Consider the following 25,248-nt stretch of genomic DNA (forward strand, 5'->3'; position numbering starts at 1 on the left):
CGCGACCGCCGTTGCTACAGTGAGCGCATCGCGGGTGCGACGGCGCCCGGAAGGAGCGCGATCATGAGCAGCACGACTCCCGGATCCGACCCGGAACAGCGGCCCGACCCCGACGCGGCGGACGACCGCGCGGAGGTGGCAGGTCCTGGCGAGACCGACCCGGCGGACACGGCCGCGTACGAGCCCGCCGACGCGCTCACGGACCCCGCCGCGGCATCCGACACCCCTGAGGCCGACAACACGGCGATGACGTCGACGTCCGGGGCAGCCGCAGTCCCCGCCGATGCGGAGACGACGACCGCCGCGGATGCCGACGCGACCGACGCCGAGCCCGACTACGTGTACGAGGCGGAGCCCGCCGCGGCCGAGCCCGCCGTGGTCGAACCCGTCGTCGCGGAGCCCGAGCCCGCGTCGACCAGCCGGCTCGACGAGGCCGTGGAACGCGCGAACGCCGTGCCCGTGGCATCCGACCCCGACGACGTCGGCGACCGCGACGTGCCCGAGCCGATCGCTGCAGGCGCGGTGCGCCGCGAGACCTACGTGCCGTCCGCGACCGTCGCCACGGGAGCCGCAGGCGCCGCCACCCTCGCCCCCGAGCCCGACCTCGCGCCCCCGGCCGCCGTCGCGGCCCCCGCGCCGCAGACCGTGTACGTGCAGGCCCCCACGCCGCCGAAGGTCCGCAGCAACCGCGGATTCGGCGTGCTCGTGGCCCTGATCGGCACGGTCGTGTTCGCCCTGCTCTACGCCGGCGTGTCCTACCTGATCCTCCTCGGACGCGGGGACGTCGCCCAGGCGTCGTCGGTGTTCACGCAGTTCCTCCTCCAGCCCGTCTTCTGGGTGCCGGTGCTCGCCTGCTTCGTCGGCTTCGCCGTGCTCGCGCTGATCGTGAACCGCGGCCCGTGGTGGTGCTACGCGGTGTTCAGCCTGCTGGTCGGCGCATTCGTGTACTTCTCCTACATCGGCGCGGCGCTGCTCACGGTGCAGGCGTGGACCTTCACGCTCGACCAGGCGAACGACTTCGTCGCGCAGCGCTGGGTCGACCCGTTCGCGATCGTCGCTGGCATCATCGCCCTCGAGGTGCCGATCTGGTTCGGCGGCTGGATCGCGTCGCGCGGCCGCGCCGTCTCCGAGCGCAACCGCCTCGCCCGCGAGGCGTACGACCGGGAGCTCGCCGCAGGCCCGCAGCCGCAGCGCGCGTAGTCCGCCCGGTACGCTGCTGTGTCGGGGATGGTGACCACTCCCCATCGACAGTGCAGCCCCGATGGCCTTGGGTGGCTCTGTACCCTGCGCACCCGAGGAGCGATGTGAGCATCACGATGCACGTCGACGACGAGCCGACCCCGGGCATCGGTCCCGACGGACGTCCCGACCCCGCCTACGCGCGTGCGCTCGGTCTCGTGCCGGCGCCCGCGGGCCGGCGTGCGGCCGCGTTCGCGCTCGACGCGACCGTGTGGGTCGTGCTCGCGGTTCCGGCGGTCATCGGGTCCGTCATGCTCGCCGGCCTCGTGCTCGGCCAGGCGCAGCTGCCGGATGCCGCGGCGCTCACGCTCCCGCTCGTGCTCCTGGGCGTGGGCGAGCTCCTCCTCCTGGTGTTCGGACTCGTGCAGCTCGTCCTGCACGGGCGCAGGGGCGTGACGCTCGGCAAGGCGAGCCTCGGCATCCGCTCGGTGCGCGTGACCACCTTCGGCCCCGCCGGCTTCTGGCGCGTGGTGCTGCGGGTAGTCGTGCTGTGGGCGTCGTGGGTCGTGCTGCCGCTCGCCGGCCCGGCCGTCCTCTTCGCCTCGTCCGCTTGGGACCCCGAGTCCCGTGGGCGCAGCTGGCTCGACCGCATCGGCCGCTGCTGGGCCGTCGACATCCGCAACGGGCTCGACCCCTTCGACGCCAAGGCGCTGCGGCATGCCCGCCGCCAGGTCGAGGCCGGCGCGCGCGAGCCCGAGGCACCCCTGCCGTCACTCGCCTCCGACCGGCCCGTCGGCGACGGACTCTTCATCCCATCGGCACGGTCGAGCTCGGGCGTCGTGTCCGCATCGCCCTCGGAGGCCGGTGCCTGGGCCCCGCCGCCGCTCGTGCCGGTCGCCGACGCGGCGCCGGCGCCGGCTTCCCCGCGGAGTGCGGTCGTCGCCACCGCAGCCGCCGCCGCACCGGCTCTGCGCTCGGAGTTCGTGCTCGTCTTCGACGACGGCACCAGGCTCCCCGTCTCCGAGCCCGGGCTCCTCGGTCGGAGCCCGGCCGTCGCGCCGGGGGAGTCGCCCCTGCGACTGGTGCCCCTCGTCGACGAGAGCATGCGCATCTCCAAGACGCACGCGGCGTACGGCGTCGACGACGGCGCCCTCTGGGTGGCCGATCGCTCGTCGAAGAACGGCACCTCCATGGAGCTGCCCGACGGCACCTCCCGCCAGCTGACCCCGGGCGTCCGCACCCTGGTGCCGTCCGGCGCCACGGTGATGCTCGGCGGACGACGATTCACCGTGACCGTGGCACCCGGAGGCACTGCATGAAGCTCAAGCTCGGACTCCGGCGACACAGCGGGTCGCCGGTGGACGTGATGGTCACCGCCGACTCGACCGCCACGGTGCAGGACATCGCGCACGCGATCCTGACGAACGACCCCCAGACGGCACGACTCGGCGGAGCCGCGGGCGTCGGCGTGGTGACGCTCGCGGTCGCGCCGCCGACGTCGACCGAGCCCACGATGCTGGACCCCGAGCTGCCGATCGGGGATGCGCCGATCGGATCCGGATTCAATGCGGCCGTCGTGCCGCACAGCCCCCGTTCCACTCGCGCGGCGGAGGGCGCGGCAGCCGTGATGCGGGTGCTCGGTGGGCCCGACGCCGGCCGCGAGTTCCCGCTCCGTCGGGGCAACAGCGTCATCGGTCGGGCGGCGGGCGTCGACGTGCTGCTCAACGATCCGCTCGTCTCCAAGCGGCATGCCCGGATCGAGGTGGATCAGACGGTCGAGCTCGTCGACCTCAACTCCGCGAACGGCCTCATCGTCGACGGCGGCCTCGTGCAGCGGGTGCGGGTCTCACCCGGGCAGGTGGTGACCATCGGCGACAGCGAGGTCTCGTTCACGCTCGTCGCGGGCACGGATCATGCACCGGATCCCGTGCTCGAGCGCGGCGGTGCCCTCATGTTCAACCGGTCGCCGCGCGTCGAGGCCCGCTATCCCGGCATGGAGCACAAGCATCCCGTCGTGCCGAGCGAGGCGGAGCCGAGGCTCTTCCCCTGGCCCATGATCGTCGCACCCATGATGCTCGGGCTGGCCATGTTCTTCATCACCCGGAACCCGTTCTCGCTGTCGATCGTCGCCATGTCGCCGCTGATGATGTTCGGCAACTTCATCGGCCAGCGCACCCAGCAGGGGAAGAAGCTGCGGCTGGAGGTCGACACCTTCGAGGAGCAGCTCGAAGAGCTGGAGGAGACCCTGGCTCGTGAGACGCTCGTCGAGCGCGAGCGCCGGCATGCCGAGGCACCCGCGGTGGCGACGGTCTACGAGGCGGCCATGCGGCTCGGCCCGCTCCTCTGGACGCGACGCCCCGAGCACTGGAACTTCCTCGCCCTGCGCCTGGGGATCGGCGCGGCAAGGAGCCGCAACACCATCCAGGCGTCCAACGAGCAGAAGGGCATCGTGCGATATGCCCGACAGGTGGATGCGCTGCGCCGACGGCACGAGACGATCGACGAGGTGCCGCTCGTCGAGATGCTGCCGCACGCGGGCGCCATCGGCATCGCCGGCCCCCGCCATCTCGCGGCGGACGTGCTTCGAGGCATCGGGATCCAGATCTTCGGACTGCACGCGCCGAACGAGCTGATCACCGCCGCCATCGTCGGTCCGGGCTGGGCGAAGGAACTGGAGTGGATGAAGTGGCTCCCGCACACCACGAGCCCTCGCTCGCCCTTCGCCGACCTCGCTCTCGCCGACAGCCAGTCGGCCGGGACCGCCCTGCTCAACGGCCTCGAGGAGGCCATCCTCGGGCAACTGTCGGGAACGCCGAGCCGGCGCGGCCCCCTCCGCGAGGAGGAGACCACGATGGCGCTCGGGGCCAGGGTCGGCGAAGGCAACGGGAGCGAGCTCGAGGGCGATCTGGCACTGGTGCTCATCGCCTCGAACGATGCACCCGTCGACCGGCCGCGGCTCACCCAGGTCATCGAACGCGGCGCCGACGCGGGCATCTTCACGGTGTTCCTCGCCCCGACCGTCGAGTCGCTCCCTGCCGCGTGCCGCACCTACATCGATGCCACCGAGGGCTTGGACCGAGCTCGCGTGGGCGTCGTCCGGGCCGGCGAGGAGCACGAGGGCATCGTCGTGGAAGGCGTCTCCAACGAATACGCCGAGGTGTTCGCGAAGCGGCTCGCGCCCGTCGTCGATTCGAGTTCGGTCACCGCCGACTCGAGCGACCTGCCGCCCAGCGTGTCCCTGCTGAAGCTCCTCGGCCCCGACCTCGCCACGCAGCCCACCGCGGCGATCGAGCGCTGGCGGCAGAACAACTCGATCCTCGACCGGTCACGCGGTCCTCGTCCGCGCCTGAAGCGGGCCGGCACGCTGAAGGCGTTCGTCGGGCAGGGGAGCCCCGACGCGATGTCGCTCGACCTGCGCACGCAGGGTCCGCACGCCCTGGTCGGCGGAACCACCGGCTCCGGCAAGTCGGAGTTCCTCCAGGCCTGGGTGCTCGGCATGGCCGCCGAGTACAGCCCCGATCGCGTGACCTTCCTCTTCGTCGACTACAAGGGCGGATCGGCGTTCGCCGACTGCGTAGAGCTGCCGCACTGCGTGGGGCTCGTGACCGACCTGAGTCCCCATCTGGTGCGCCGTGCGCTCACGAGCCTGCGCGCCGAGCTGCACCACCGCGAGCACCTCTTCAATCGCAAGAAGGCGAAGGATCTCCTCGAGCTCGAGAAGCGGCAGGATCCAGAGACGCCGCCGGCCCTGGTCCTCGTCATCGACGAGTTCGCCGCCTTGGCGGGCGAGGTCCCCGAGTTCGTGGACGGCGTCGTCGACATCGCCCAGCGCGGGCGGTCGCTGGGCATCCACCTGATTATGGCGACGCAGCGGCCGGCGGGCGTGATCAAGGACAACCTGCGTGCGAACACCAACCTCCGGGTGGCGCTGCGGATGGCGGATGTCTCCGACTCCAACGATGTCGTGGGCGACCCCGTCGCCGGCACCTTCGATCCGTCCATCCCCGGCCGCGGGATCGCCAAGACCGGCCCGGGGCGGCTCGTCCCGTTCCAGTCGGGCTACGCCGGCGGCTGGACGAGCGATGCGCCCGCGGTGGCCCAGGCGAAGGTGGCCGAACTCCGGTTCGGCTCGACGCAGGTCTGGGAGTCGGCCACCGACGACGAACCCGACACCCACGAGGGCGACCTCGGGCCGAACGACCAGCGGCGCATCGTCGCGAATCTCGTCGCGGCCGCATCCGCCGCGGGCGTCCCCGTGCCGCGGCGGCCATGGCTCGACGACCTGAAGACGACGGTCGACCTGCGCGAACTGCCACTCGACGGTGACGGGCGCATCCCGCTCGGGCTCGCCGACATCCCCGAGCGGCAGGCGCAGGAGCCGGTGTTCTTCGAGCCCGACACCGACGGCCATCTCCTCGTCTACGGCACGAGCGGCGCGGGCAAGACCGCCGCCCTCCGCACGATCGCGACGGCGGTGGGCGCGGTGCCCGAGGCCGGCACCGCGACGGTCTACGGGCTCGACTTCGGCACGGGTTCGCTTCGCTCGATCGAGGCGCTCCCGCACGTGGGATCCGTGGTCGCCGGCGACGACGTCGAACGGGTGCAGCGGATGCTTCGCACGATCCGGGGCATGCTCGACGACCGTGCGAAGCGGTTCTCGGCTGTGAACGCGGGAAGCCTCAGCGAGTACCGAGAACTGGCAGGCCGGCCGCGAGAGCCGCGGATCCTCCTGCTCATCGACGGATTCGGGACGTTCAAGCAGGAATGGGAGAGCACGGCGGCGCGCTCCGCGTTCTACAACATCTTCATGCGGGTGCTCGGCGAGGGCCGACCCCTCGGCGTCCACGCCGTCGTGAGCGCAGACCGGTATGGCGCCGTACCCACCGCCGTCAGCGCCAACGTCAGCCGCCGCATCGTTCTGCGAATGTCCGATGAGGGCGCCTATTCGATCCTCGGCGCGCCGAAGGACGTGCTCAACGAGCGGAGCGCTCCCGGGCGCGCGATCGTCGACGGGTTCGAGACACAGCTCGCCGTCATGGGCGGAACGGCCAACGTCGCCCAGCAGACCACCGCGCTCCAGTCGTTCGGTGCCGAGCTCCGCGCGCGCGGCGCCGTCGAGGCAGGGGAGATCGGTGCCCTGCCGACCGAGTTGGACATCACCGCACTTCCCGATGCCGTGGACGGCCAGCCCGTCCTCGGCGTCTCGGAGGACATCCTCGGCCCGCGAGGTTTCGAGCCCGTGGGCACCTTCGTCGTCACGGGGCCGCCGCGAAGCGGGAAGTCGACGGCCTTGCGGGCGCTCGCCACCTCCATGGCACGGTTCGATCCCGACGCGAAGTTCTTCCACTTCGGTGGTCGACGGGCGGTGCTCCGGGACTTCCGCCCGTGGGTCCGGTCCGCGGGGAGCGTCGAGGACGCCCGCTCACTCGCCAAGGAGCTCACGGGCATCGTCGGCGACGAGACCGTTCCGGGTCGGATCGTGATCGTGATCGAGAATGTCACGGAGTTCGCCGACTCCGACGCCGAGCGTCCGCTCAAGGAGCTCTTCCAGGCGATCAACCGGAGCGATCACTTCCTCATGGGCGACGGAGACGTGAGCCAGCTCGGGTCCGGATACGGCTTCATCGGGGACTTCAAGGGAGGCCGTCGCGGCATCGTGCTGAAGCCCGACACGTACGACGGCGATGCGGTCTTCAAGGTCCCGTTCCCGCGGGTGCAGCGGCACGAGTTCCCCGAGGGTCGCGGCCTGTTCGTGGAGAACGGACGCGCCCTGACCGTGCAGCTGCCGTTCGTCGCCGCCGACTGACGCGTCGGTCGGCGCGCGACCCGGGGGTGGGGACCGCTCCCCATTGAGTACCGGCTCGACCCCCCAATACGGTGGAACCCGGATGGTCCGCAGGGGGCCGAAATCAGAAGAGAAAGGCCGATAATGGCTGACTTCAAGGCGACGTACTCCGAGATGGAAGCGATGGCGGGCAAGCTCGAACAGGGCCGCGAGGACATCGCCGACATCCTCCGCCAGCTCAAGCAGGGCGTCGACACGCTGCTCGGCGACGACTTCAAGACCGAGCACGCCTCGGGCAAGTTCGGCGAGGGCTACACGGAGCTCACGACCGGACTCGAGTCGGCGATCGACGGCATCCGCGACATGGGCGACTCGCTGCGCAAGATGCAGCAGGCGATCAAGGACACCGACGCCGCGCTCGCCGGGCAGTAGCACCCGCGCTCAGGGGAGGGCGTTCGCCCTCCCCTGAGGCGTGGCACTCCCAGCACACCACCTTCTCGTCGAACAGGACATGGCAATGGCCGATGTGTACATCAAGGTCGATCACCTGAACCGGCTGAACGGCTCGCTCAAGCAGATCCTCGTGGAGTTCGCGGATGCCGCGAAGCGCACCGATGCGCTCCAGGACATGATCGGCCGTCCCGACGGACGCAGCAGCCTCCGCGATCGGACGCACGAGTTCGAGGGTGGCTGGGACGACCGTCGGAACGCGCTGATCCAGAAGCTCAGCGGCATCCAGGCCGCAGTGGAGAGCACGTGCACCGGATGGCAGGACTTCGACCTCGAGGCGGCGGACAGCCTCAAACTGCAGGAGCACGACGGCGCGAACCTGCCGACGCGATGACGGGGAGTGGAAGATGAGTGAACTGCGGACGCACCGCGGTCATCGGGTCGAGGTGCTCGAGGGCAACGCACAGGGGGTCATCGATCGGGGCAAGGAGATCGAGGACCTCGGGGAGCAGATGATCGGCGCGGCCGACGTCCTGCGTGAGATCGGCGACGGCGCCAGCGAAGAGCGAGGCCGTTCGATCGAGAAGATCCGCGACGAGGTCGGTGATGCGCATGCCGAGCTCCGCAAGGCGGGCGAACGCTACAAGCCGACCGGCACGGTCATGAAGACCTACGGGTCCAAGCTCGCCGACGTGCAGGCGGCCATGCGCACGATCGTGACCGATGCGCTGGACGCGAAGTCCACGCTCGACAGCAAGCGGCACGCGGCAGCGACCGCGGCGCAGACGGCGTCGAACGCGCCCGATCCCGAACCGACCGATCCCACGGCCCTCGAGCGTCAGCGTCGGCTCGAGGAGGCGGCGACCGACTCCCAGGGCGCGGTGCACAGCGCGGAGGCCGACCTCGACGCGCAGTTCGCCCTGTTCGATTCGCAGTGGGACACGTGGGACGAGGCGTACGAGACGGCGCTCCGTGGCATCACGGATGCGACGGAGGGCAATGTCAGCGACGACTGGACCGACAACCTGGCGGGCGTGGTCGAGGTCGTGCTCGAGGTGCTCACGTGGGTCGGCGTGGCACTGGCGATCGCGGCCATCATCATCGGCGGCCCGTTCATCGCCGTCATCGCGGCCATCGTGGGCGTCATCGCGCTCATCGGCACGCTGTTCCTCTACGCCAAGGGCCGCAAGGGCCTCGGCGACGTCGCGTGGGCCGTGGTCGGGGTGCTGCCGTTCGGCAAGCTCGGCAAGCTCTTCCAATCCGGCAAGCGACTGACGGCGATCAAGGAGTTCCTCGGCGGTCCCTACCTCGAGATCGCCACGCCGCTCCGGCGCATCACGGCGTTGCGCGGGCTGACGAATCCAGCCAGCCTCCGGGCGGGCGGCAACCTCGGAAGCCGCGCCGCCTCGGGCCTCGCCTCGCGGCTCGGCCGCGATTTCTCGGTCTTCCAGGGCGCAGGTCCGAAGAACATCCTCAATCGCATCATCGGCGGGTCCAGCCGGGGGTACTCCCTCTCGATCGCGCAGAACTTCGCCAACCTCTCCGCGCACCACCAGCGCGTGATCACCCCGCACCTCGGAGCTCTCGCCGACGTCATCAGCGGCGGCGCGAAGCCCGTGGCGTTGAGCGAGGGCATCGCGAACTCGCTCGAGTTCGGAGTCAAGCGCGGCCGCATGGTGCTCGGCCGGGTCAACGAGATCAGCTCGTGGGGGGAACCCCAGCCGGTCGACACCTGGCGCGCCCAGCTCGTGTGACGGCACGACCGACCTCGATAAGGTGTTCACGATGCCGCTGACCGAAACGCCCGCCGTTCCCCCGTTCCGCCTCATGCTGCCGGCCGGGTGGGAGGAACTGCCCGCCGACCGCGCGAGCATCGGCTTGCTCATCGAACGCTCGAGTGCCGTCTTCGCGTCGCAGCACCGTCCCGACCTCGATGTCGAGTTCCGGCGGATGCTCGAGACGGCGTATCGCAAGATGCAGCAGGGTCGGGTGTTCGCCCTCTACCTGCAGACGTCGGTGCCGGCCGAGCGCATCCTGCCGATCTCCATGACCGCTGCGGTCGCCGACGGCCAGCTCGGCGGAACGCTCGACCGTCAGGTGACGGCCCTGTTCAAGGAACGCGGTGCGGAATTCCTCACCGATGACCGCACGATCGTCCGCTGGCAGGCGGATGCCTCGAGTGGTGGTGACCTCGCTGGTACCAGGGCACGCGTCATCAACTACCTCGTCCCGGTGCCGGGGACCGGACGCCGGTCGGCGGTGGCCTTCACCACCACCATCCCGTACCCCACCGAGGAGGACGACGAGTTCCGCGACGAGTTCGTCGATGAGCTGTGCCTGCTGAGCGACACGATCGTGAGCACCTTCGCCTGGGAGCCCGCCGCGTGAAGTACGAGATCGAATACGACGCGGCCGTCTGGTTCCCCGCGCCGGCCTCGTTTCCGTGGGGCCCGTGGGCCGACGAATCGGCGTGGACCGAGGCGCTCGTCGAGGCCTACGAGACCGACCTCGGCGAGCTGACGGCCGACGCGCGGGCTGCGATCCGCGAGTTCGCGGGGCTCGCCCGGGCGCAGCGCACCGAACTGGCCACGGAGTGCCTGCTGTTCTGCCCGCGCGGGGTGCCGGCGCTCGGCGTCGCGAACATCTTCGTGGGCGAGCACGACGACGATCTGGTCGACCTCGAGCACGAAGCGGGCGACGACGAGCGTGCCCAACTGCCGCCGACCGTCATCGACTTCCCGACGGAGCACCTCGGTGTCGGGCGCCGTGCCGCGATCGTGCTCCCCTCGAGCGACCCCGAGATCGCCGGCGGCCGGCTCAACTACGTCTTCGACACCGCAGGCGTCGCCGTGGCGGTGAGCGGCACGGCCGACAGCGCCCGGGACGCGGGGTTCATGGCGCCGTTCCTCGACGAGCTGGTCCGCGGCATCCGCCTCGAGGCGGCATGAGCACACGCGGTCCCGAGTCGGGCACCGCCGGCCCCGACCAGTCGGCCGTCGCCTCGGCAGCGGCACTGGCCGTCGCCGCACGATACGAACGCACGTTGAGCGACGGACTCGCTGTGGTGGTGCGTCCGATCGAGGATGCGGCACTCGGTGCCCTCGATCGGAGGGCGATGCAGGTGATCCAGGCCATCGACCGCCGCTACGACCGCCGTCTCCGCGAGCTCCGGCTGGAACTCGCGCGGGCGGAGGATGCCGACGCGCCGGAGTATCCGGGCGGCGCGAGCCGAGAGCTGCTCGACGGGCTCGGCTTCCTCTTCGCCATCGTCGGCGCGGGCGTCATGTTCGCCGGCCGGTCGGGGAGCCTGCCGATGGCCGTGGCGGCGTGGAGCGCAGTCCTGCTCATCGCGGCGGGCACAGTGCTGCACGCGATCAGTGCCGTCGTCACGCGACACGGTCACGCGAGCCGATCGACGCCCGGCTATCTCGGCTTCACGGTGGTCTCGGCATTCGGCTCCGCGATCGTCCTCGCCAACTGGCCCGGAGTCACGGATGACCCCACGACCGCCGCTCTCGTCCTCGCGCTCTTCGTGCTCGGCGCGGCTGCTGTCGTGCTGCTGGTCGTCGCGTCGGTCCGAGCCTGGAATCTCGCCCGCCGCATCCGCGACTTCGATCGCTCGATCGCCGCCCTGCGCGTCCCGTTCGAGGCCGAGGCGGCCGAGTTCGGGGCTGCCGCCGCCGCCGAGGCCGCCGAGGTGCTCGAGGCGATGGAAGGCCCACGGCGCCTGGCGCTCGACGCCGCCCGACGTGCCGGGATCGAGGCGATCGTCGCACGCGGAGCCCTCACGCCGGCCACGGTGTCCCGGCTGCGGTCCGCGCCGCCGTTCGCGCTGCGCTACGCCGAAGACGTCTGACGCGTGCGGCGTAGGCTCGAAGGGTGGAGGAGGGCACCGCGAACCGCAACGCGTGGGTCGTCGCCGCGTTCGCTGCGGCGCTCGACCTCGCCGCGGTGGTGTGCGCCTACGGGTTCGTCAGCCTCCTCACCGACGCCGAGGTGATCACCAGCCCCGAGGCCGGCCGCTTCGTGGGGCCGGCCGCCGTCGGGGCATCCGTCGCCGCGGTGCTGCTCACGCTCGCGCGCACCCTGCGCCATCCCGACCGGCAGTGGTCGAGCATCGCGTGGCCCGCGCTGTGGAGCTGGCTGGCCGCGGTGGTCGTCGCCGGCCTCGGCTACGCGTTCGCGACCGGCACGATCGTGGCGGCGCTCCTGTTCGGCCTCGGCTTCGGCATCGGCTGGTTCGGGCTGCTCATCCCGGTGCTCGCGGCGATCATCGGCTCCCTCGCGGCGCTCGTCGGGCGCGGCCGCGACAGCGGCATGGAGCGCCCCCGCTGGCCGTGGGAGCGCGACGACGAGGGCTGACGGATGCCGCGTGCGGCGCGCCAGTCGCGACGCGGAACGACGCCGCGCCACACCCGGGCAGTATCGTGAACGCGTGGAGGGATCGATCGAGGCGCGCGTCAGCCACGAGGTCGACCGGTGGCTGGCGTGGCTGCCCCGGTGGCGTCCGGGCACGCATCGCGCCCGGGTCCGGCTCTGCACCCGCTGCTTCGGCTCGCCGATCCTCGCCGCGGCGGGCCTCGACGTCGACGTGCCGCATCCGGTGCAGCACGCGTTCTCGATGCGCATGAAGGGCATCATCGACGCCGCGGTCGACGACTACACCGCCCGCAACCTGCCCATGCTGCACCGCGAGATCCGCCTTGCCGAGGAGCGCAAGGCCCGCCGCCCGTACCGGGCGGGGGAGGGGCTCGACCCCGAGTTCCTCGGCCTCGACCTCGACCCCGAGCCGGTGCCCGACCAGCCGTTCCTGTTCACCCTCACCGGGCTCGAGGCCGACACCGCGGCCGAGGCGAACGAGCCCGCGCCGCGGCCGTTCACGATGGAGGAGAAGGAGGCGCTCCGCGAGGAGGTGCGCCTCGCCGACGAGTTCGCGAAGCAGCTCGGGCGGCGCATCTGCGTGGAGCTCGCACAGCACCGGGAGCGCATCGCGGCCGCGGTCGTCGCCTACGTCGAGCCGCAGGTCGAGGAGCTGCTCGCCGATCTCGATCGCGAGCTCGACGCACCAGGATGGCCGTCCTGAGCCGCTCGGGGCATTCCGCCTGCGGAGAACATGCGGCCCGCGGCATCCGCCCCATTTGACCGCAAGGTTACGCGGCATTACCATTGATCGGGTGTGCGCGTTGACGCGCGCTTGAATCGTGCCTGCCGATCGACCAGCAATGGTCGTGGCGGTGCACCTCCGGTTCTCGGCAGAACGCACACTCCAAGGGCGCCTCGACGGTCGCCCCCACGGCATACCCACCACTCCAAGGCGCTGCGGTTCCGCAGTGCCGGTGGGTCGTGATGTGAAATCCATCAACGCTGTCACCGTGCAGCATCAACAAGGAGAAGCAGTGCCAACCATTCAGCAGTTGGTCCGCAAGGGTCGCTCGCCGAAGGTCACCAAGACCAAGGCTCCCGCCCTGAAGGCCAACCCCCAGCAGCGCGGCGTGTGCACGCGTGTGTACACCACCACCCCGAAGAAGCCGAACTCCGCGCTCCGCAAGGTCGCTCGTGTGAAGCTCTCGAACGGCACCGAGGTCACGGCCTACATCCCCGGTGAGGGCCACAACCTGCAGGAGCACTCGATGGTGCTCGTGCGCGGCGGTCGTGTGAAGGACCTCCCCGGCGTGCGCTACAAGATCATCCGCGGCGCGCTCGACACGCAGGCCGTCAAGAACCGCAAGCAGGCTCGTAGCCGCTACGGCGCGAAGATGGAGAAGAAGTAATGCCTCGCAAGGGACCCGCTCCGAAGCGCCCCGTCGTCGCCGACCCCGTCTACGGCTCGCCGGTCGTCAGCCAGCTCGTCAACAAGATCCTCGTCGACGGCAAGAAGGACCTCGCGCAGCGCATCGTCTACGAGGCGCTCGAGAACGTCGCGACCAAGTCCGGCCAGGACGCCGTCGCCACCCTCAAGAAGGCGCTCGACAACGTGCGCCCGACCCTCGAGGTGCGTTCGCGCCGCGTCGGCGGTTCGACCTACCAGGTCCCCGTCGAGGTCAAGCCGCACCGCGCCAACACCCTCGCCCTCCGCTGGCTCACGAGCTACGCGAAGGCCCGTCGCGAGAAGACGATGACCGAGCGTCTCACCAACGAGATCCTCGACGCGTCGAACGGCCTGGGTGCCGCGGTCAAGCGCCGCGAGGACACCCACAAGATGGCCGAGTCGAACCGCGCCTTCGCCCACTACCGCTGGTAGTCGGCCGAGCGGATGCCGCAGGCCGCGGCTCGCGGCATCCGCTCACCCTCATCTGCCCTTCCTGAACCATCCGGAGGAACCCCCGTGGCACAAGACGTGCTCACCGACCTGAGCAAGGTCCGCAACATCGGCATCATGGCGCACATCGATGCCGGCAAGACCACCACCACCGAGCGCATCCTGTTCTACACGGGCGTGAACCACAAGATCGGCGAGACCCACGACGGCGCTTCGACGACCGACTGGATGGAGCAGGAGAAGGAGCGCGGCATCACGATCACGTCTGCCGCCGTGACCTGCTTCTGGAACAAGAACCAGATCAACATCATCGACACCCCCGGTCACGTCGACTTCACGGTCGAGGTCGAGCGCTCGCTTCGCGTGCTCGACGGCGCGGTCGCCGTCTTCGACGGCAAGGAGGGCGTCGAGCCCCAGTCCGAGACCGTCTGGCGCCAGGCCGACAAGTACAACGTGCCCCGCATCTGCTTCGTCAACAAGATGGACAAGCTCGGCGCGGACTTCTACTTCACGGTCGACACGATCGTCAAGCGCCTCGGCGCGAAGCCGCTGGTGCTCCAGCTGCCGATCGGCTCCGAGAGCGACTTCGTCGGCGTCGTCGACCTCATCGAGATGCGGGCCCTGGTGTGGCCGGGCGACGCCAAGGGCGACGTGACGATGGGTGCCAAGTACGAGGTGCAGGAGATCCCCGCCGACCTCAAGGAGAAGGCGGAGGAGTACCGTCACACCCTCCTCGAGACCGTCGCCGAGACCGACGACGCGCTGCTCGAGAAGTACTTCGGTGGCGAGGAGCTCACGATCGACGAGATCAAGGGCGCCATCCGCAAGCTGACGGTCAACTCCGAGATCTACCCCGTGCTCTGCGGCTCCGCGTTCAAGAACCGCGGCGTGCAGCCGATGCTCGACGCGGTCATCGACTTCCTGCCGTCGCCGCTCGACGTGCCGGCCGTCGAGGGTCGCAACCCCCGCAACGAGGACGAGATCATCGAGCGTCACCCCGACGCCAACGACCCCTTCGCCGCGCTCGCGTTCAAGGTCGCGGTGCACCCGTTCTTCGGTCGCCTCACCTACATCCGCGTGTACTCGGGTCACCTCGACTCCGGCGGCCAGGTCATCAACTCGACCAAGGGCAAGAAGGAGCGCATCGGGAAGATCTTCCAGATGCACGCCAACAAGGAGAACCCGGTCGACTCGGTCACCGCGGGCAACATCTACGCGGTCATCGGCCTCAAGGACACGACGACCGGCGACACGCTGTGCGATCCCGACAACCAGGTCGTGCTCGAGTCGATGACGTTCCCGAACCCCGTGATCGAGGTCGCCATCGAGCCGAAGACCAAGGCCGACCAGGAGAAGCTCGGCACGGCCATCCAGAAGCTCGCCGAAGAGGACCCCACCTTCCGCACCGAGCTCAACCCCGAGACCGGCCAGACCGTCATCAAGGGCATGGGCGAGCTGCACCTCGACATCCTCGTCGACCGCATGAAGCGGGAGTTCAAGGTCGAGGCGAACGTCGGCAAGCCCCAGGTGGCCTACCGCGAGACGATCAAGCGCGCGGTCGAGAAGCACGACTACACCCACAAGAAGCAGACGGGTGGTTCGGGCCAGTTCGCGAAGATCCAGTTCGCGCTCGAGCCCCTCGAGATCACGGCCGACAAGTCGTACGAGTTCGAGAACAAGGTCACTGGTGGCCGCGTTCCGCGCGAGTACATCCCCTCGGTCGACGCCGGCTTCCAGGACGCCATGCAGTACGGCATCCTGGCCGGCTACCCGATGGTCGGCGTCAAGGGCATCCTGCTCGATGGCGCAGCCCACGACGTCGACTCCTCGGAGATGGCGTTCAAGATCGCCGGCTCGATGGGCTTCAAGGAAGCCGCTCGGAAGGCGAACCCGGTTCTGCTCGAGCCGCTCATGTCCGTCGAGGTCCGCACCCCTGAGGAATACATGGGTGATGTCATCGGCGACCTGAACTCGCGTCGCGGTCAGATCCAGTCGATGGAGGATGCCGCCGGCGTGAAGGTCGTGCGTGCGCACGTCCCGCTCTCGGAGATGTTCGGCTACATCGGCGACCTGCGGTCGAAGACCTCGGGCCGCGCGGTGTACTCGATGGAATTCGAGAGCTACGCGGAGGTCCCGAAGGCTGTGGCCGACGAGATCGTCCAGAAGAACAAGGGCGAATAGCTCCTTCGCAGGAGTTCGGGCCCTGCCCGCACGACCCAGCCGGGTCGCGTAACATAACAACACAACCCCCGTAGCACACCGGTCGCAATCCAGCGCCCGGGGTTCCTACACGAGTCCTGAGGAGGACCCACAGTGGCTAAGGCCAAGTTCGAGCGGACCAAGCCGCACGTCAACATCGGTACGATCGGTCACGTCGACCACGGCAAGACCACGCTCACCGCAGCGATCTCGAAGGTGCTCGCCGACAAGTACCCGTCGGCCACCAACGTGCAGCGTGACTTCGCGTCGATCGACTCGGCTCCCGAGGAGCGTCAGCGCGGCATCACGATCAACATCTCGCACGTCGAGTACGAGACGCCGAAGCGCCACTACGCGCACGTCGACGCCCCTGGTCACGCCGACTACATCAAGAACATGATCACCGGTGCGGCGCAGATGGACGGCGCGATCCTCGTGGTCGCGGCGACCGACGGCCCGATGGCCCAGACGCGTGAGCACGTGCTGCTCGCCAAGCAGGTCGGCGTGCCCTACCTGCTCGTCGCGCTGAACAAGGCCGACATGGTCGACGACGAGGAGATCCTGGAGCTCGTCGAGCTCGAGGTGTCCGAGCTGCTCGCCAGCCAGGGCTTCGCCGAGGACGCTCCGGTCGTCCGCGTCTCGGGCCTCAAGGCGCTCGAGGGCGACGAGAAGTGGGTCCAGTCGATCCTCGACCTCATGGAGGCCGTCGACAACAGCATCCCCGACCCCGTGCGTGACAAGGACAAGCCGTTCCTCATGCCGATCGAGGACGTCTTCACCATCACCGGTCGTGGCACGGTCGTCACGGGTCGCGCCGAGCGCGGCACGCTGAAGATCAACTCCGAGGTCGAGATCGTCGGCATCCGCCCGACGCAGAAGACCACGGTCACGGGCATCGAGATGTTCCACAAGCAGCTCGACGAGGCCTGGGCCGGCGAGAACTGCGGTCTGCTCCTCCGCGGCACCAAGCGCGAGGACGTCGAGCGCGGCCAGGTCGTCGTGGCCCCCGGTTCGGTCACCCCCCACACGAACTTCGAGGGCACCGCGTACATCCTCTCCAAGGAGGAGGGCGGGCGTCACAACCCGTTCTACGCGAACTACCGTCCGCAGTTCTACTTCCGCACCACCGACGTCACCGGCGTCATCACGCTGCCCGAGGGCACCGAGATGGTCATGCCCGGCGACACCACCGACATGACGGTCGAGCTCATCCAGCCGATCGCCATGGAGGAGGGCCTCGGCTTCGCCATCCGTGAGGGCGGCCGCACCGTCGGCGCCGGCACGGTCACGAAGATCGTCAAGTAACACCCTTCGCACCCCTCGCGGGTGCGGAACCGACAGGGGTCGGGCCGTTCGCGGCCCGGCCCCTTCGTCGTCCCCGGTGGCATTACCTCCTCGTGACGATCGGGTCAACGGTCGGCGACGGAATTCGGGCACACCCCCCGAACGGGTTACCCTCGACGGGATGGCCGTCTCCGCTCCGCCACCGCCTCGCACCACCACCACGCGGCCCGAGATCCAAGCGCTCCGGGCCGTGGCCGTCGGTGCTGTCGTCCTGCACCATGGCTGGCCGGCCGTGGCCCCTGCGGGATACATGGGCGTCGACGTCTTCTTCGTCGTGTCCGGCTTCCTCATCACCGGGCTCCTGCTCCGTGAGCACGAGCGCGCCGGGCGCATCGACCTCGGCGCGTTCTACCTCCGACGGGCCCGCCGAATCCTGCCCGCCGCCGTGACCGTGCTCCTCGTCGTCGCGGCAGCCACGCTCGCGCTCGTGCCGCAGCGGGACTGGGCGGACTGGTTCCGTCAGATCGTCGCCAGCGCCCTCTACTACGAGAACTGGCAGCTCGCCGCCGACTCGCAGACGCCGGCCTACGCCGACCTCGCCTCGACGCCGGTGCAGCACTACTGGTCCCTCGCCGTCGAGGAGCAGTTCTACCTCGTCTGGCCGCTGCTGCTCCTCTTCGCGGTCTGGTATGCGCGCCGACGCAGCCGGGCCATCGCGCCCGTGCTCCTCGTCGCCCTCGGCGCGGTGACCGCGGCATCCCTCATCCACTCGGTCGTGCTGACGGCGGCCGACCACAATCTCGCCTACTTCTCGACCACGGCCCGCACGTGGGAGTTCGGTGCGGGGGGCCTGCTGGCCCTGCTCGCCGCCTCACCCCTCGTGGGCCGTGAGCGGCTCCGTACGGTCGTGTCGTGGGCCGGGCTCGCGCTCATCGTGGTGCCGATCCTGACCTTCCGCGACCACGACGCGTTTCCCGGCATGTGGGCGGCGCTGCCCGTCGCGGGCACGATGGCGGTCATCTGGGCCGGCATGCCCGTCACCCGTTGGTCGCCGGCGCGGCTCGCGGGGCTCCAGCCGGTGCAGTGGGTCGGCGACGTGTCGTTCTCGCTCTACCTCTGGCACTGGCCGATCTTCATGTTCACGCCGTTCCTCATCGGCATGCCGAGCCCCTCGTGGGTCATGGTGCTGCTCGTGGTGCTCTCGCTCCTGGTGGCGGGGCTCTCGAAGCAGCTCATCGAGGACCCGTTCCGCACGAGGCGCAACCCAGTGTCGCGCCGGCCCGCGGTGCTCCTCGGCGCCCTCGGCATGCTGGTGGCCGCCGTGGTCGGCGCCGGTCTCGTCGCGCCGGGCATCGCGGCCGAGCAGCAGGTGGCGTGCGAGCGCGCCGGCGACCGGGGCTGATCAGACCTCGACGCCGTCGATGGTGGTGCGCAGCTCGACGCTGTCCTCGATGGAGCGCGCCACGGTGCATCCGCGCTCGATGGCCTTGTCCATGATGTGGATGAGCTTGTCGCGGTCTTCGGGATCGAGGACCGAGAGGTCGACCAGGATCTCCTCGTCGATCCGGGCGTACCGGTTCTCCTCGTTGGAGCGGCCGTGCGCCCAGATGGTCATCGCGAAGTCGTCGCCGAGACGGCGTGCGGCGACGGTGTCGGCGCTCAGCCCGGCGCAGCCGACGAGCGCGATCTTCAGCAGCTCGCCGGGCGTGAAGTGCTCGCCCTCGAGCTCCTCGCCGCCGATGGTCACCGTGGCTCCGCGCTCGTTGAGGCCCTGGTACCGGCGCGGCGCGATCCTGGCCACCGAGACGCTGCCGGGCGCGATGCGCTCGCTGACCGCGTGGGCGTGCTCGAGGGACTGCTCGATGGGCTGCTCGGCCATGTGGACTCCCGTCGTCGTGGACCTCGATTCCATCATGTTCCGGGCCGGATCGTCGCGGAGGCTGCGACCTCCCTGTGAACCCGCGACGGCGCGACACGCCCGGGTTGCACGGATGCCGCGACTGTGGCAAACTCGATGAGTTCAACATTTCGAACGGCGTGCCATGCTGCGTGCCGTTCGAATCACTGCCAGGCAGTGCATAGCCACCAAAAAGCTCTCGGAGCCGCACGGGTCAGGCTAGGCCGCAGGCAGCAGAACACACAACCGACAACCACTTTCGAGCATGGTTCCGCCATGCCCGTTCGGCGAGGGCGACACGCCCGAGTGCGGGGGTCGGTGGGGCACAGGGTCGAGCGTGCCGAGGTCACCGCGCCAGCGGGGTGATTTCGACAGGCTCGATCACGGCCTTTGACAGATGAACAGTGGTGCTTCACACGGAGTAGCTACGCGGCGTCCAATGCCCTCGGAAGGGGTAAGACGCCTTGACAGAGAGAGAGTCAGCAATGGCGGGACAGAAGATCCGCATTCGACTGAAGTCGTATGACCACGAGGTCATCGACACCTCGGCGCGCAAGATCGTCGACACGGTGACCCGCGCGGGCGCCACGGTCGTCGGCCCCGTGCCGCTTCCGACCGAGAAGAACGTGGTGTGCGTCATCCGTTCGCCCCACAAGTACAAGGACAGCCGCGAGCACTTCGAGATGCGCACCCACAAGCGTCTCATCGACATCGTGGACCCGACGCCCAAGGCCGTCGACTCGCTCATGCGCCTCGACCTCCCGGCCGACGTCAACATCGAGATCAAGCTCTGAGGTAACAGATGTCTTCCGCTACCAAGAACGTGAAGGGTCTGCTCGGCACGAAGCTCGGCATGACCCAGGTGTGGGACGAGAACAACAAGCTCGTTCCGGTCACCGTCATCGAGATCGCCCCGAACGTGGTCACCCAGCTCCGCACCGCGGAGAAGGACGGCTACGAGGCCGTGCAGATCGCCGCAGGCGCCATCGACCCGCGCAAGGTGAACCAGCCCGCGTCCGGCCACTTCAAGGCCGCCGGCGTCACCCCGCGCCGTCACCTCGCCGAGGTGCGCACCGCTGACGCGTCGAGCTACGAGCTCGGCCAGGAGCTCACCGCGGACGGCACCTTCGAGGCCGGCCAGCTCGTCGACGTCGTCGGCACGAGCAAGGGCAAGGGCTTCGCCGGTGTCATGAAGCGCCACAACTTCAAGGGCGTCTCCGCCTCGCACGGTTCCCACCGCAACCACCGCAAGCCCGGTTCGATCGGTGCTTCGTCGACCCCCAGCCGTGTCTTCAAGGGCATGCGCATGGCAGGTCGCATGGGTGGCGAGCGCGTGACCGTGCTCAACCTCCGCGTGCACGCCGTCGACGCCGAGAAGGGCCTGCTGCTCGTCAAGGGCGCGGTTCCCGGTGCTCGCGGCCGTCTCGTTTTCGTCCGCAACGCTGTGAAGGGGGCGTAGTCCATGGCTACCGCCAACACCATCGACGTGCTCGACGTGACCGGCAAGAAGTCCGGCTCGTTCGAGCTGCCCGCCGAGCTCTTCGACGTGCAGACCAACGTCCCGCTCATCCACCAGGTCGTCGTCGCCCAGCTCGCCGCAGCGCGCCAGGGCACGCACAAGACCAAGACCCGCGGAGAGGTCTCCGGCGCCGGTCGCAAGCCGTTCAAGCAGAAGGGCACCGGCCGCGCCCGTCAGGGTTCGATCCGCGCCCCGCAGATGACCGGCGGTGGCATCGTCCACGGCCCGCAGCCGCGCGACTACTCGCAGCGGACCCCCAAGAAGATGATCGCCGCCGCGCTCCTCGGCTCGCTGTCCGACCGCGCACGCGGCGGCCGCATCCACGCCGTCGAGACGTTCGCCGCGGGCGAGGCGCCCAAGACGAAGGACGCCGTCGCGCTCCTTGGTGCGATCGCGCCGGCCAAGCACTACCTCGTCGTGCTCACGCGTGACGAGGAGCTCTCGGCGCGGGCCGTTCGCAACATCCCGACCGTGCACGTGCTGCAGGTCGACCAGCTGAACGCCTACGACGTGCTCGTCTCCGACGACATCGTCTTCAGCACCGCTGCGCTCGAGGCCTTCGTGGCCGCGAAGTCGCCCAAGGCTGACAGCGCTGTGAAGGAAGAGGTTTCCGCATGAGTTCCGCCGCACACAACAAGGACCCGCGCGACATCATCATCGCGCCCGTCGTCTCGGAGAAGAGCTACGGCCTGATCGACGAGGGCAAGTACACGTTCACCGTGGACCCCCGCTCGAACAAGACCGAGATCAAGCTCGCCATCGAGAAGATCTTCAACGTCGAGGTGGCGTCGATCAACACCCTGAACCGCCAGGGCAAGACCCGCCGGACTCGCTTCGGCACCGGCAAGCGCAAGGACACCAAGCGCGCGATCGTCACCCTCAAGTCCGGCTCGATCGACATCTTCACGGCTGTCGGCTAGGGAGCAGAGGAAAAACATGGCTATTCGTAAGTACAAGCCCACGACCCCGGGTCGTCGCGGTTCGTCTGTTGCGGACTTCGCAGAGATCACCCGCTCGACGCCCGAGAAGTCGCTGCTCCGCCCGCTGTCGAAGACCGGTGGCCGCAACAACCAGGGCCGCATCACGACGCGTCACATCGGTGGTGGCCACAAGCGCCAGTACCGCGTGATCGACTTCCGTCGCAACGACAAGGACGGCGTGCCCGCCAAGGTCGCGCACATCGAGTACGACCCCAACCGCACGGCTCGCATCGCGCTCCTCCACTTCGTGGACGGCACCAAGCGCTACATCCTCGCGCCGAACAAGCTGCAGCAGGGCGACCCGATCGAGTCGGGCCCCAACGCCGACATCAAGCCCGGCAACAACCTGCCGCTGCGCAACATCCCCACCGGTACCGTCGTGCACGCCATCGAGCTCCGCCCCGGCGGCGGCGCCAAGCTGGCCCGCTCGGCCGGCGCCTCGGTGCGTCTCGTCGCGAAGGACGGCCCCTACGCCCAGCTGCGCCTCCCCTCGGGCGAGATCCGCAACGTCGACGCGCGCTGCCGCGCGACCGTCGGCGAGGTCGGCAACGCCGAGCAGTCGAACATCAACTGGGGCAAGGCCGGCCGCAAGCGCTGGAAGGGCGTCCGCCCGACCGTCCGCGGTGTCGCGATGAACCCGATCGACCACCCGCACGGTGGTGGTGAGGGCAAGACCTCCGGTGGTCGCCACCCGGTCAGCCCCTGGGGCAAGTCCGAGGGACGCACCCGTCGCCCCAACAAGGAGAGCGACAAGCTCATCGTCCGTCGTCGCACCGTCGGCAAGAAGCGCAAGTAGGAGTAGAAGAAGATGCCGCGCAGTCTCAAGAAGGGCCCCTTCGTCGACGACCACCTGCTTCGCAAGGTCGTCAACCAGAACGAAGCCGGTTCGAAGAACGTCATCAAGACCTGGTCGCGTCGCTCGATGATCATCCCCGCCATGCTGGGGCACACGATCGCCGTGCACGACGGCCGCAAGCACATCCCGGTGTTCGTCACCGAGACCATGGTGGGCCACAAGCTCGGCGAGTTCGCGCCCACCCGCACCTTCCGTGGACACGTGAAGGACGACAAGAAGGGCCGCCGCCGCTGACGCGGTGGCGTGAAGGAGGAAAGAAATGGTGGAGTCGATCGCACGCGTGCGTCACATCCGCGTGACCCCCATGAAGGCCCGCCGCGTCGTCAACATGATCCGCGGCAAGCAGGCTCAGGAGGCCCTGGCCATCCTGAAGTTCGCCCCCCAGGGTGCGAGCGAGCCCGTGTACAAGCTCGTCGCCTCGGCCATCGCGAACGCTCGCGTCAAGGCCGATGCCACGAACACCTACCTGGACGAGCAGGACCTCTACATCAGCCGCGCATTCGTCGATGAGGGCACCACCCTCAAGCGATTCCAGCCGCGCGCGCAGGGTCGTGCCTTCCGCATCAACAAGCGAACGAGCCACATCACCGTCGTGCTCGCCACGCCCGAGGAGGGTACGAAGTAATGGGTCAGAAGGTCAACCCGTACGGCTTCCGTCTCGGCATCACCACCGACCACGTGTCGCGGTGGTTCTCCGACTCGACGAAGCCCGGACAGCGCTACGCCGACTACCTGGCGGAGGACATCAAGATCCGCCGCCTGCTGCAGACGTCGCTCGACCGCGCGGGAGTCTCGCGCATCGAGATCGAGCGCACCCGCGACCGCGTCCGCGTGGACATCCACACGGCGCGTCCCGGCATCGTGATCGGCCGCCGCGGCGCCGAGGCCGAGCGCATCCGCGCCGACCTCGAGAAGCTCACCGGCAAGCAGATCCAGCTCAACATCCTCGAGGTGAAGAACCCCGAGGCCGACGCACAGCTCGTCGCGCAGGGCATCGCCGAGCAGCTCTCCGCACGTGTGGCGTTCCGCCGCGCGATGCGCAAGGGCCTGCAGGGTGCGCAGCGCGCCGGCGCCAAGGGCGTCCGGATCCAGGTGTCGGGCCGTCTCGGCGGCGCCGAGATGAGCCGCTCGGAGTTCTACCGCGAGGGCCGCGTGCCCCTGCACACGCTCCGCGCGAACATCGACTACGGCTTCTACGAGGCCAAGACCACCTTCGGTCGCATCGGCGTGAAGGTCTGGATCTACAAGGGCGACATCACCAACAAGGAGCTCGCCCGCGAGCAGGCTTCGCAGAAGCCCTCGCGCGGTGACCGCAATGACCGTCCCCGTCGTGCGCCCAAGGCGCAGGAGCCGGTGGCAGCAGGAGTTGAGGCATAACCATGTTGATTCCCCGTCGAGTCAAGTACCGCAAGCAGCACCACCCCGGCCGTTCGGGCCACGCCACCGGCGGCACGAAGGTCACCTTCGGTGAGTTCGGCATCCAGGCGCTGACCCCCGCGTACGTGACGAACCGTCAGATCGAGTCCGCTCGTATCGCCATGACGCGTCACATCAAGCGCGGCGGCAAGGTGTGGATCAACATCTACCCCGACCGTCCGCTCACGAAGAAGCCCGCCGAGACCCGCATGGGTTCCGGCAAGGGCTCGCCCGAGTGGTGGGTCGCGAACGTCAAGCCGGGTCGAGTCCTCTTCGAGGTCTCCGGCGTCTCCGAGGAACTCGCTCGTGAGGCCATGACCCGTGCCATCCACAAGCTGCCCCTCAAGGCACGCATCATCAAGCGCGAGGAGGGCGACGCATAATGGCCGTCGGCACCAAGGAGCTCAGCCCCACCGAGCTCGACACCTTTGAAGACGAGCGACTCGTCGACGAGCTGAAGAAGGCCAAGGAAGAGCTGTTCAACCTGCGCTTCCAGTCGGCCACCGGCCAGCTCGAGAGCCACGGCCGCCTCCGGGCGGTCAAGCGCGACATCGCGCGCATCTACACGGTCATCCGCGAGCGCGAACTCGGCATCCGGGCCACGCCCGCGCCGGTCGAGGCTCCGGCCAAGGCCGAGAAGAAGACCAAGAAGGCCAAGGCCGCCGACGAGGCAGCTGCGACCGAAGAGACGAAGGAGGCCTAGTCATGGCAACCGCCAAGGAGACGACTGGCCACGAGTCGGCCGAGCGCGACGTCAAGGACGTCGACGCACGTGGCTACCGCAAGGTGCGACGCGGCTACGTCGTCAGCGACAAGATGCAGAAGACCATCGTCGTCGAGGTCGAGGACCGCGTGAAGCACCCGCTGTACGGCAAGGTCATCCGCCGCACCTCGAAGATCAAGGCGCACGACGAGCAGAACACCGCCGGCATCGGCGACCTCGTCGTGATCACCGAGACCCGGCCCCTCAGCGCCACCAAGCGCTGGCGCCTCGTCGAGATCGTCGAGAAGGCCAAGTAAGCCTCGGGCTTGCTTGAAAGAAGGAGTTCAAAGTGCTTCAGCAGGAATCACGACTCAAGGTCGCCGATAACACCGGCGCCAAGGAGCTGCTCACGATCCGCGTCCTCGGTGGGTCCAAGCGCCGGTACGCCGGCCTCGGCGACACCATCGTCGCGACCGTCAAGGACGCGATCCCCGGCGGCAACGTCAAGAAGGGCGACGTCGTCAAGGCGGTCATCGTCCGCACCGTCAAGGAGACCCGTCGCCCCGACGGCTCGTACATCAAGTTCGACGAGAACGCCGCGGTGATCCTGAAGAACGACGGTGACCCCCGTGGCACCCGTATCTTCGGACCGGTCGGTCGCGAGCTTCGCGACAAGAAGTTCATGAAGATCATCTCGCTGGCACCGGAGGTTATCTAAGTC

At 69.1% G+C, this 25,248-nt stretch carries 29 protein-coding genes; 28 read left to right on the forward strand and 1 reads right to left on the reverse strand.

All coding sequences use genetic code 11. The annotated features are described in order from the left end of the window. Positions 1 to 63 precede the first annotated feature (63 nt). The 16 genes from J2X63_RS11790 (at position 64) to J2X63_RS11865 (ending at position 18,558) form a co-directional block, all read left to right on the forward strand. Positions 64 to 1,200, forward strand: coding sequence for a hypothetical protein (locus J2X63_RS11790; protein WP_309977266.1), 1,137 nt, complete (start codon positions 64 to 66; stop codon positions 1,198 to 1,200). Positions 1,201 to 1,304: 104 nt separating this feature from the next. Further along, on the forward strand, positions 1,305 to 2,498 hold the full coding sequence (locus tag J2X63_RS11795; RefSeq protein WP_309977268.1) for an RDD family protein: 1,194 nt from the start codon (positions 1,305 to 1,307) through the stop codon (positions 2,496 to 2,498). After that, positions 2,495 to 6,985: an FtsK/SpoIIIE domain-containing protein gene (locus tag J2X63_RS11800; RefSeq protein WP_309977270.1), complete on the forward strand. Its 4,491-nt coding sequence runs from the start codon at positions 2,495 to 2,497 to the stop codon at positions 6,983 to 6,985. The genes J2X63_RS11795 and J2X63_RS11800 overlap by 4 nt, the downstream gene beginning before the upstream one ends. A gap of 123 nt (positions 6,986 to 7,108) precedes the next feature. Then, the gene (locus J2X63_RS11805; protein ID WP_159603581.1) at positions 7,109 to 7,396 is read left to right on the forward strand and encodes a WXG100 family type VII secretion target; all 288 of its coding nucleotides are present in this window, start codon (positions 7,109 to 7,111) and stop codon (positions 7,394 to 7,396) included. An 85-nt stretch (positions 7,397 to 7,481) separates the two neighbouring features. Next, the gene (locus J2X63_RS11810; RefSeq protein WP_309977273.1) at positions 7,482 to 7,808 is read left to right on the forward strand and encodes a hypothetical protein; all 327 of its coding nucleotides are present in this window, start codon (positions 7,482 to 7,484) and stop codon (positions 7,806 to 7,808) included. A 13-nt stretch (positions 7,809 to 7,821) separates the two neighbouring features. Beyond that, entirely contained in the window at positions 7,822 to 9,168 is a 1,347-nt protein-coding gene (locus tag J2X63_RS11815; protein ID WP_309977275.1) for a hypothetical protein, read from the forward strand. Positions 9,169 to 9,199: 31 nt separating this feature from the next. After that, positions 9,200 to 9,802, forward strand: a complete 603-nt coding sequence (locus J2X63_RS11820; RefSeq protein ID WP_309977277.1) for a hypothetical protein — start codon at positions 9,200 to 9,202, stop codon at positions 9,800 to 9,802. After that, positions 9,799 to 10,362, forward strand: a complete 564-nt coding sequence (locus J2X63_RS11825; RefSeq protein WP_309977279.1) for a hypothetical protein — start codon at positions 9,799 to 9,801, stop codon at positions 10,360 to 10,362. Before J2X63_RS11820 ends, J2X63_RS11825 begins: the two co-directional genes overlap by 4 nt. Next, a complete protein-coding gene (locus J2X63_RS11830; RefSeq protein WP_309977281.1) occupies positions 10,359 to 11,270 on the forward strand; it encodes a hypothetical protein in 912 nt (303 codons plus the stop codon). Before J2X63_RS11825 ends, J2X63_RS11830 begins: the two co-directional genes overlap by 4 nt. Before the next feature lie 23 nt (positions 11,271 to 11,293). Further along, the gene (locus J2X63_RS11835) at positions 11,294 to 11,776 is read left to right on the forward strand and encodes a DUF6121 family protein (protein WP_309977283.1); all 483 of its coding nucleotides are present in this window, start codon (positions 11,294 to 11,296) and stop codon (positions 11,774 to 11,776) included. A 73-nt stretch (positions 11,777 to 11,849) separates the two neighbouring features. After that, entirely contained in the window at positions 11,850 to 12,497 is a 648-nt protein-coding gene (locus J2X63_RS11840; RefSeq protein WP_309977285.1) for a spermidine/putrescine ABC transporter substrate-binding protein, read from the forward strand. 313 nt (positions 12,498 to 12,810) lie between these two features. Beyond that, positions 12,811 to 13,185 (forward strand): 30S ribosomal protein S12, encoded by a 375-nt coding sequence (gene rpsL, locus J2X63_RS11845; protein WP_022889720.1) that lies wholly within the window; start codon positions 12,811 to 12,813, stop codon positions 13,183 to 13,185. Further along, complete coding sequence (gene rpsG, locus J2X63_RS11850) at positions 13,185 to 13,655, forward strand: 30S ribosomal protein S7 (protein WP_159600517.1); 471 nt, start codon at positions 13,185 to 13,187, stop codon at positions 13,653 to 13,655. The genes rpsL and rpsG overlap by 1 nt, the downstream gene beginning before the upstream one ends. 84 nt (positions 13,656 to 13,739) lie before the next feature. Then, positions 13,740 to 15,854 (forward strand): elongation factor G, encoded by a 2,115-nt coding sequence (fusA, locus tag J2X63_RS11855; protein ID WP_309977291.1) that lies wholly within the window; start codon positions 13,740 to 13,742, stop codon positions 15,852 to 15,854. A 132-nt stretch (positions 15,855 to 15,986) separates the two neighbouring features. Next, positions 15,987 to 17,177, forward strand: coding sequence for an elongation factor Tu (gene tuf / locus J2X63_RS11860; RefSeq protein WP_159600513.1), 1,191 nt, complete (start codon positions 15,987 to 15,989; stop codon positions 17,175 to 17,177). Positions 17,178 to 17,337: 160 nt separating this feature from the next. Continuing rightward, a complete protein-coding gene (locus J2X63_RS11865; RefSeq protein ID WP_309977294.1) occupies positions 17,338 to 18,558 on the forward strand; it encodes an acyltransferase in 1,221 nt (406 codons plus the stop codon). Here the strand turns inward: J2X63_RS11865 and J2X63_RS11870 are convergent, their stop codons facing one another. Next, positions 18,559 to 19,035 carry an OsmC family protein gene (locus J2X63_RS11870; protein WP_309977296.1) on the reverse strand — a complete coding sequence of 159 codons (477 nt, stop codon included), beginning with the start codon at positions 19,033 to 19,035 and terminating at the stop codon, positions 18,559 to 18,561. A gap of 503 nt (positions 19,036 to 19,538) precedes the next feature. On the opposite strand from J2X63_RS11870, the gene rpsJ reads away from it, so the two are divergent. From rpsJ to rplN, 12 genes are read left to right on the forward strand one after another with little or no spacing between them, the layout of a single operon-like run. Continuing rightward, a complete protein-coding gene (rpsJ, locus tag J2X63_RS11875; protein ID WP_017201594.1) occupies positions 19,539 to 19,847 on the forward strand; it encodes a 30S ribosomal protein S10 in 309 nt (102 codons plus the stop codon). 8 nt (positions 19,848 to 19,855) lie between these two features. After that, positions 19,856 to 20,512, forward strand: coding sequence for a 50S ribosomal protein L3 (gene rplC / locus J2X63_RS11880; RefSeq protein WP_056734926.1), 657 nt, complete (start codon positions 19,856 to 19,858; stop codon positions 20,510 to 20,512). A 3-nt stretch (positions 20,513 to 20,515) separates the two neighbouring features. Further along, positions 20,516 to 21,190 carry a 50S ribosomal protein L4 gene (gene rplD / locus J2X63_RS11885; RefSeq protein ID WP_309977299.1) on the forward strand — a complete coding sequence of 225 codons (675 nt, stop codon included), beginning with the start codon at positions 20,516 to 20,518 and terminating at the stop codon, positions 21,188 to 21,190. Further along, entirely contained in the window at positions 21,187 to 21,492 is a 306-nt protein-coding gene (gene rplW / locus J2X63_RS11890) for a 50S ribosomal protein L23 (RefSeq protein ID WP_309977301.1), read from the forward strand. Before rplD ends, rplW begins: the two co-directional genes overlap by 4 nt. A gap of 16 nt (positions 21,493 to 21,508) precedes the next feature. Next, on the forward strand, positions 21,509 to 22,348 hold the full coding sequence (gene rplB, locus J2X63_RS11895) for a 50S ribosomal protein L2 (protein WP_309977302.1): 840 nt from the start codon (positions 21,509 to 21,511) through the stop codon (positions 22,346 to 22,348). A gap of 12 nt (positions 22,349 to 22,360) precedes the next feature. Further along, positions 22,361 to 22,642: a 30S ribosomal protein S19 gene (rpsS, locus tag J2X63_RS11900; protein WP_307039500.1), complete on the forward strand. Its 282-nt coding sequence runs from the start codon at positions 22,361 to 22,363 to the stop codon at positions 22,640 to 22,642. 25 nt (positions 22,643 to 22,667) lie between these two features. Further along, the gene (gene rplV, locus J2X63_RS11905; RefSeq protein WP_026378675.1) at positions 22,668 to 23,033 is read left to right on the forward strand and encodes a 50S ribosomal protein L22; all 366 of its coding nucleotides are present in this window, start codon (positions 22,668 to 22,670) and stop codon (positions 23,031 to 23,033) included. Continuing rightward, a complete protein-coding gene (gene rpsC, locus J2X63_RS11910) occupies positions 23,033 to 23,785 on the forward strand; it encodes a 30S ribosomal protein S3 (RefSeq protein ID WP_159600501.1) in 753 nt (250 codons plus the stop codon). The genes rplV and rpsC overlap by 1 nt, the downstream gene beginning before the upstream one ends. 2 nt (positions 23,786 to 23,787) lie before the next feature. Next, the gene (gene rplP / locus J2X63_RS11915; protein WP_056010870.1) at positions 23,788 to 24,207 is read left to right on the forward strand and encodes a 50S ribosomal protein L16; all 420 of its coding nucleotides are present in this window, start codon (positions 23,788 to 23,790) and stop codon (positions 24,205 to 24,207) included. Beyond that, entirely contained in the window at positions 24,207 to 24,527 is a 321-nt protein-coding gene (gene rpmC / locus J2X63_RS11920) for a 50S ribosomal protein L29 (RefSeq protein ID WP_309977309.1), read from the forward strand. The genes rplP and rpmC overlap by 1 nt, the downstream gene beginning before the upstream one ends. A gap of 2 nt (positions 24,528 to 24,529) precedes the next feature. After that, positions 24,530 to 24,844 (forward strand): 30S ribosomal protein S17, encoded by a 315-nt coding sequence (rpsQ, locus tag J2X63_RS11925; RefSeq protein WP_159600497.1) that lies wholly within the window; start codon positions 24,530 to 24,532, stop codon positions 24,842 to 24,844. 32 nt (positions 24,845 to 24,876) lie between these two features. Then, positions 24,877 to 25,245 carry a 50S ribosomal protein L14 gene (rplN, locus tag J2X63_RS11930; RefSeq protein WP_122937450.1) on the forward strand — a complete coding sequence of 123 codons (369 nt, stop codon included), beginning with the start codon at positions 24,877 to 24,879 and terminating at the stop codon, positions 25,243 to 25,245. The last annotated feature ends 3 nt before the right edge of the window (positions 25,246 to 25,248 follow it).

The organism is Agromyces sp. 3263, assembly GCF_031456545.1.
Classification (GTDB): domain Bacteria; phylum Actinomycetota; class Actinomycetes; order Actinomycetales; family Microbacteriaceae; genus Agromyces.

Bases quoted from the DNA above. Each gene is read 5' to 3' on its own strand.
- J2X63_RS11790 (WP_309977266.1), top strand. From the start codon at position 64: ATGAGCAGCACGACTCCCGGATCCGACCCGGAACAGCGGCCCGACCCC.
- J2X63_RS11800 (WP_309977270.1), top strand. From the start codon at position 2,495: ATGAAGCTCAAGCTCGGACTCCGGCGACACAGCGGGTCGCCGGTGGAC.
- J2X63_RS11805 (WP_159603581.1), top strand. From the start codon at position 7,109: ATGGCTGACTTCAAGGCGACGTACTCCGAGATGGAAGCGATGGCGGGC.
- J2X63_RS11810 (WP_309977273.1), top strand. From the start codon at position 7,482: ATGGCCGATGTGTACATCAAGGTCGATCACCTGAACCGGCTGAACGGC.
- J2X63_RS11815 (WP_309977275.1), top strand. From the start codon at position 7,822: ATGAGTGAACTGCGGACGCACCGCGGTCATCGGGTCGAGGTGCTCGAG.
- J2X63_RS11820 (WP_309977277.1), top strand. From the start codon at position 9,200: ATGCCGCTGACCGAAACGCCCGCCGTTCCCCCGTTCCGCCTCATGCTG.
- J2X63_RS11830 (WP_309977281.1), top strand. From the start codon at position 10,359: ATGAGCACACGCGGTCCCGAGTCGGGCACCGCCGGCCCCGACCAGTCG.
- rpsG (WP_159600517.1), top strand. From the start codon at position 13,185: ATGCCTCGCAAGGGACCCGCTCCGAAGCGCCCCGTCGTCGCCGACCCC.
- J2X63_RS11865 (WP_309977294.1), top strand. From the start codon at position 17,338: ATGGCCGTCTCCGCTCCGCCACCGCCTCGCACCACCACCACGCGGCCC.
- J2X63_RS11870 (WP_309977296.1), bottom strand. From the start codon at position 19,035: ATGGCCGAGCAGCCCATCGAGCAGTCCCTCGAGCACGCCCACGCGGTC.
- rpsJ (WP_017201594.1), top strand. From the start codon at position 19,539: ATGGCGGGACAGAAGATCCGCATTCGACTGAAGTCGTATGACCACGAG.
- rplC (WP_056734926.1), top strand. From the start codon at position 19,856: ATGTCTTCCGCTACCAAGAACGTGAAGGGTCTGCTCGGCACGAAGCTC.
- rplD (WP_309977299.1), top strand. From the start codon at position 20,516: ATGGCTACCGCCAACACCATCGACGTGCTCGACGTGACCGGCAAGAAG.
- rplW (WP_309977301.1), top strand. From the start codon at position 21,187: ATGAGTTCCGCCGCACACAACAAGGACCCGCGCGACATCATCATCGCG.
- rplB (WP_309977302.1), top strand. From the start codon at position 21,509: ATGGCTATTCGTAAGTACAAGCCCACGACCCCGGGTCGTCGCGGTTCG.
- rpsS (WP_307039500.1), top strand. From the start codon at position 22,361: ATGCCGCGCAGTCTCAAGAAGGGCCCCTTCGTCGACGACCACCTGCTT.
- rplV (WP_026378675.1), top strand. From the start codon at position 22,668: ATGGTGGAGTCGATCGCACGCGTGCGTCACATCCGCGTGACCCCCATG.
- rpsC (WP_159600501.1), top strand. From the start codon at position 23,033: ATGGGTCAGAAGGTCAACCCGTACGGCTTCCGTCTCGGCATCACCACC.
- rplP (WP_056010870.1), top strand. From the start codon at position 23,788: ATGTTGATTCCCCGTCGAGTCAAGTACCGCAAGCAGCACCACCCCGGC.
- rpmC (WP_309977309.1), top strand. From the start codon at position 24,207: ATGGCCGTCGGCACCAAGGAGCTCAGCCCCACCGAGCTCGACACCTTT.
- rpsQ (WP_159600497.1), top strand. From the start codon at position 24,530: ATGGCAACCGCCAAGGAGACGACTGGCCACGAGTCGGCCGAGCGCGAC.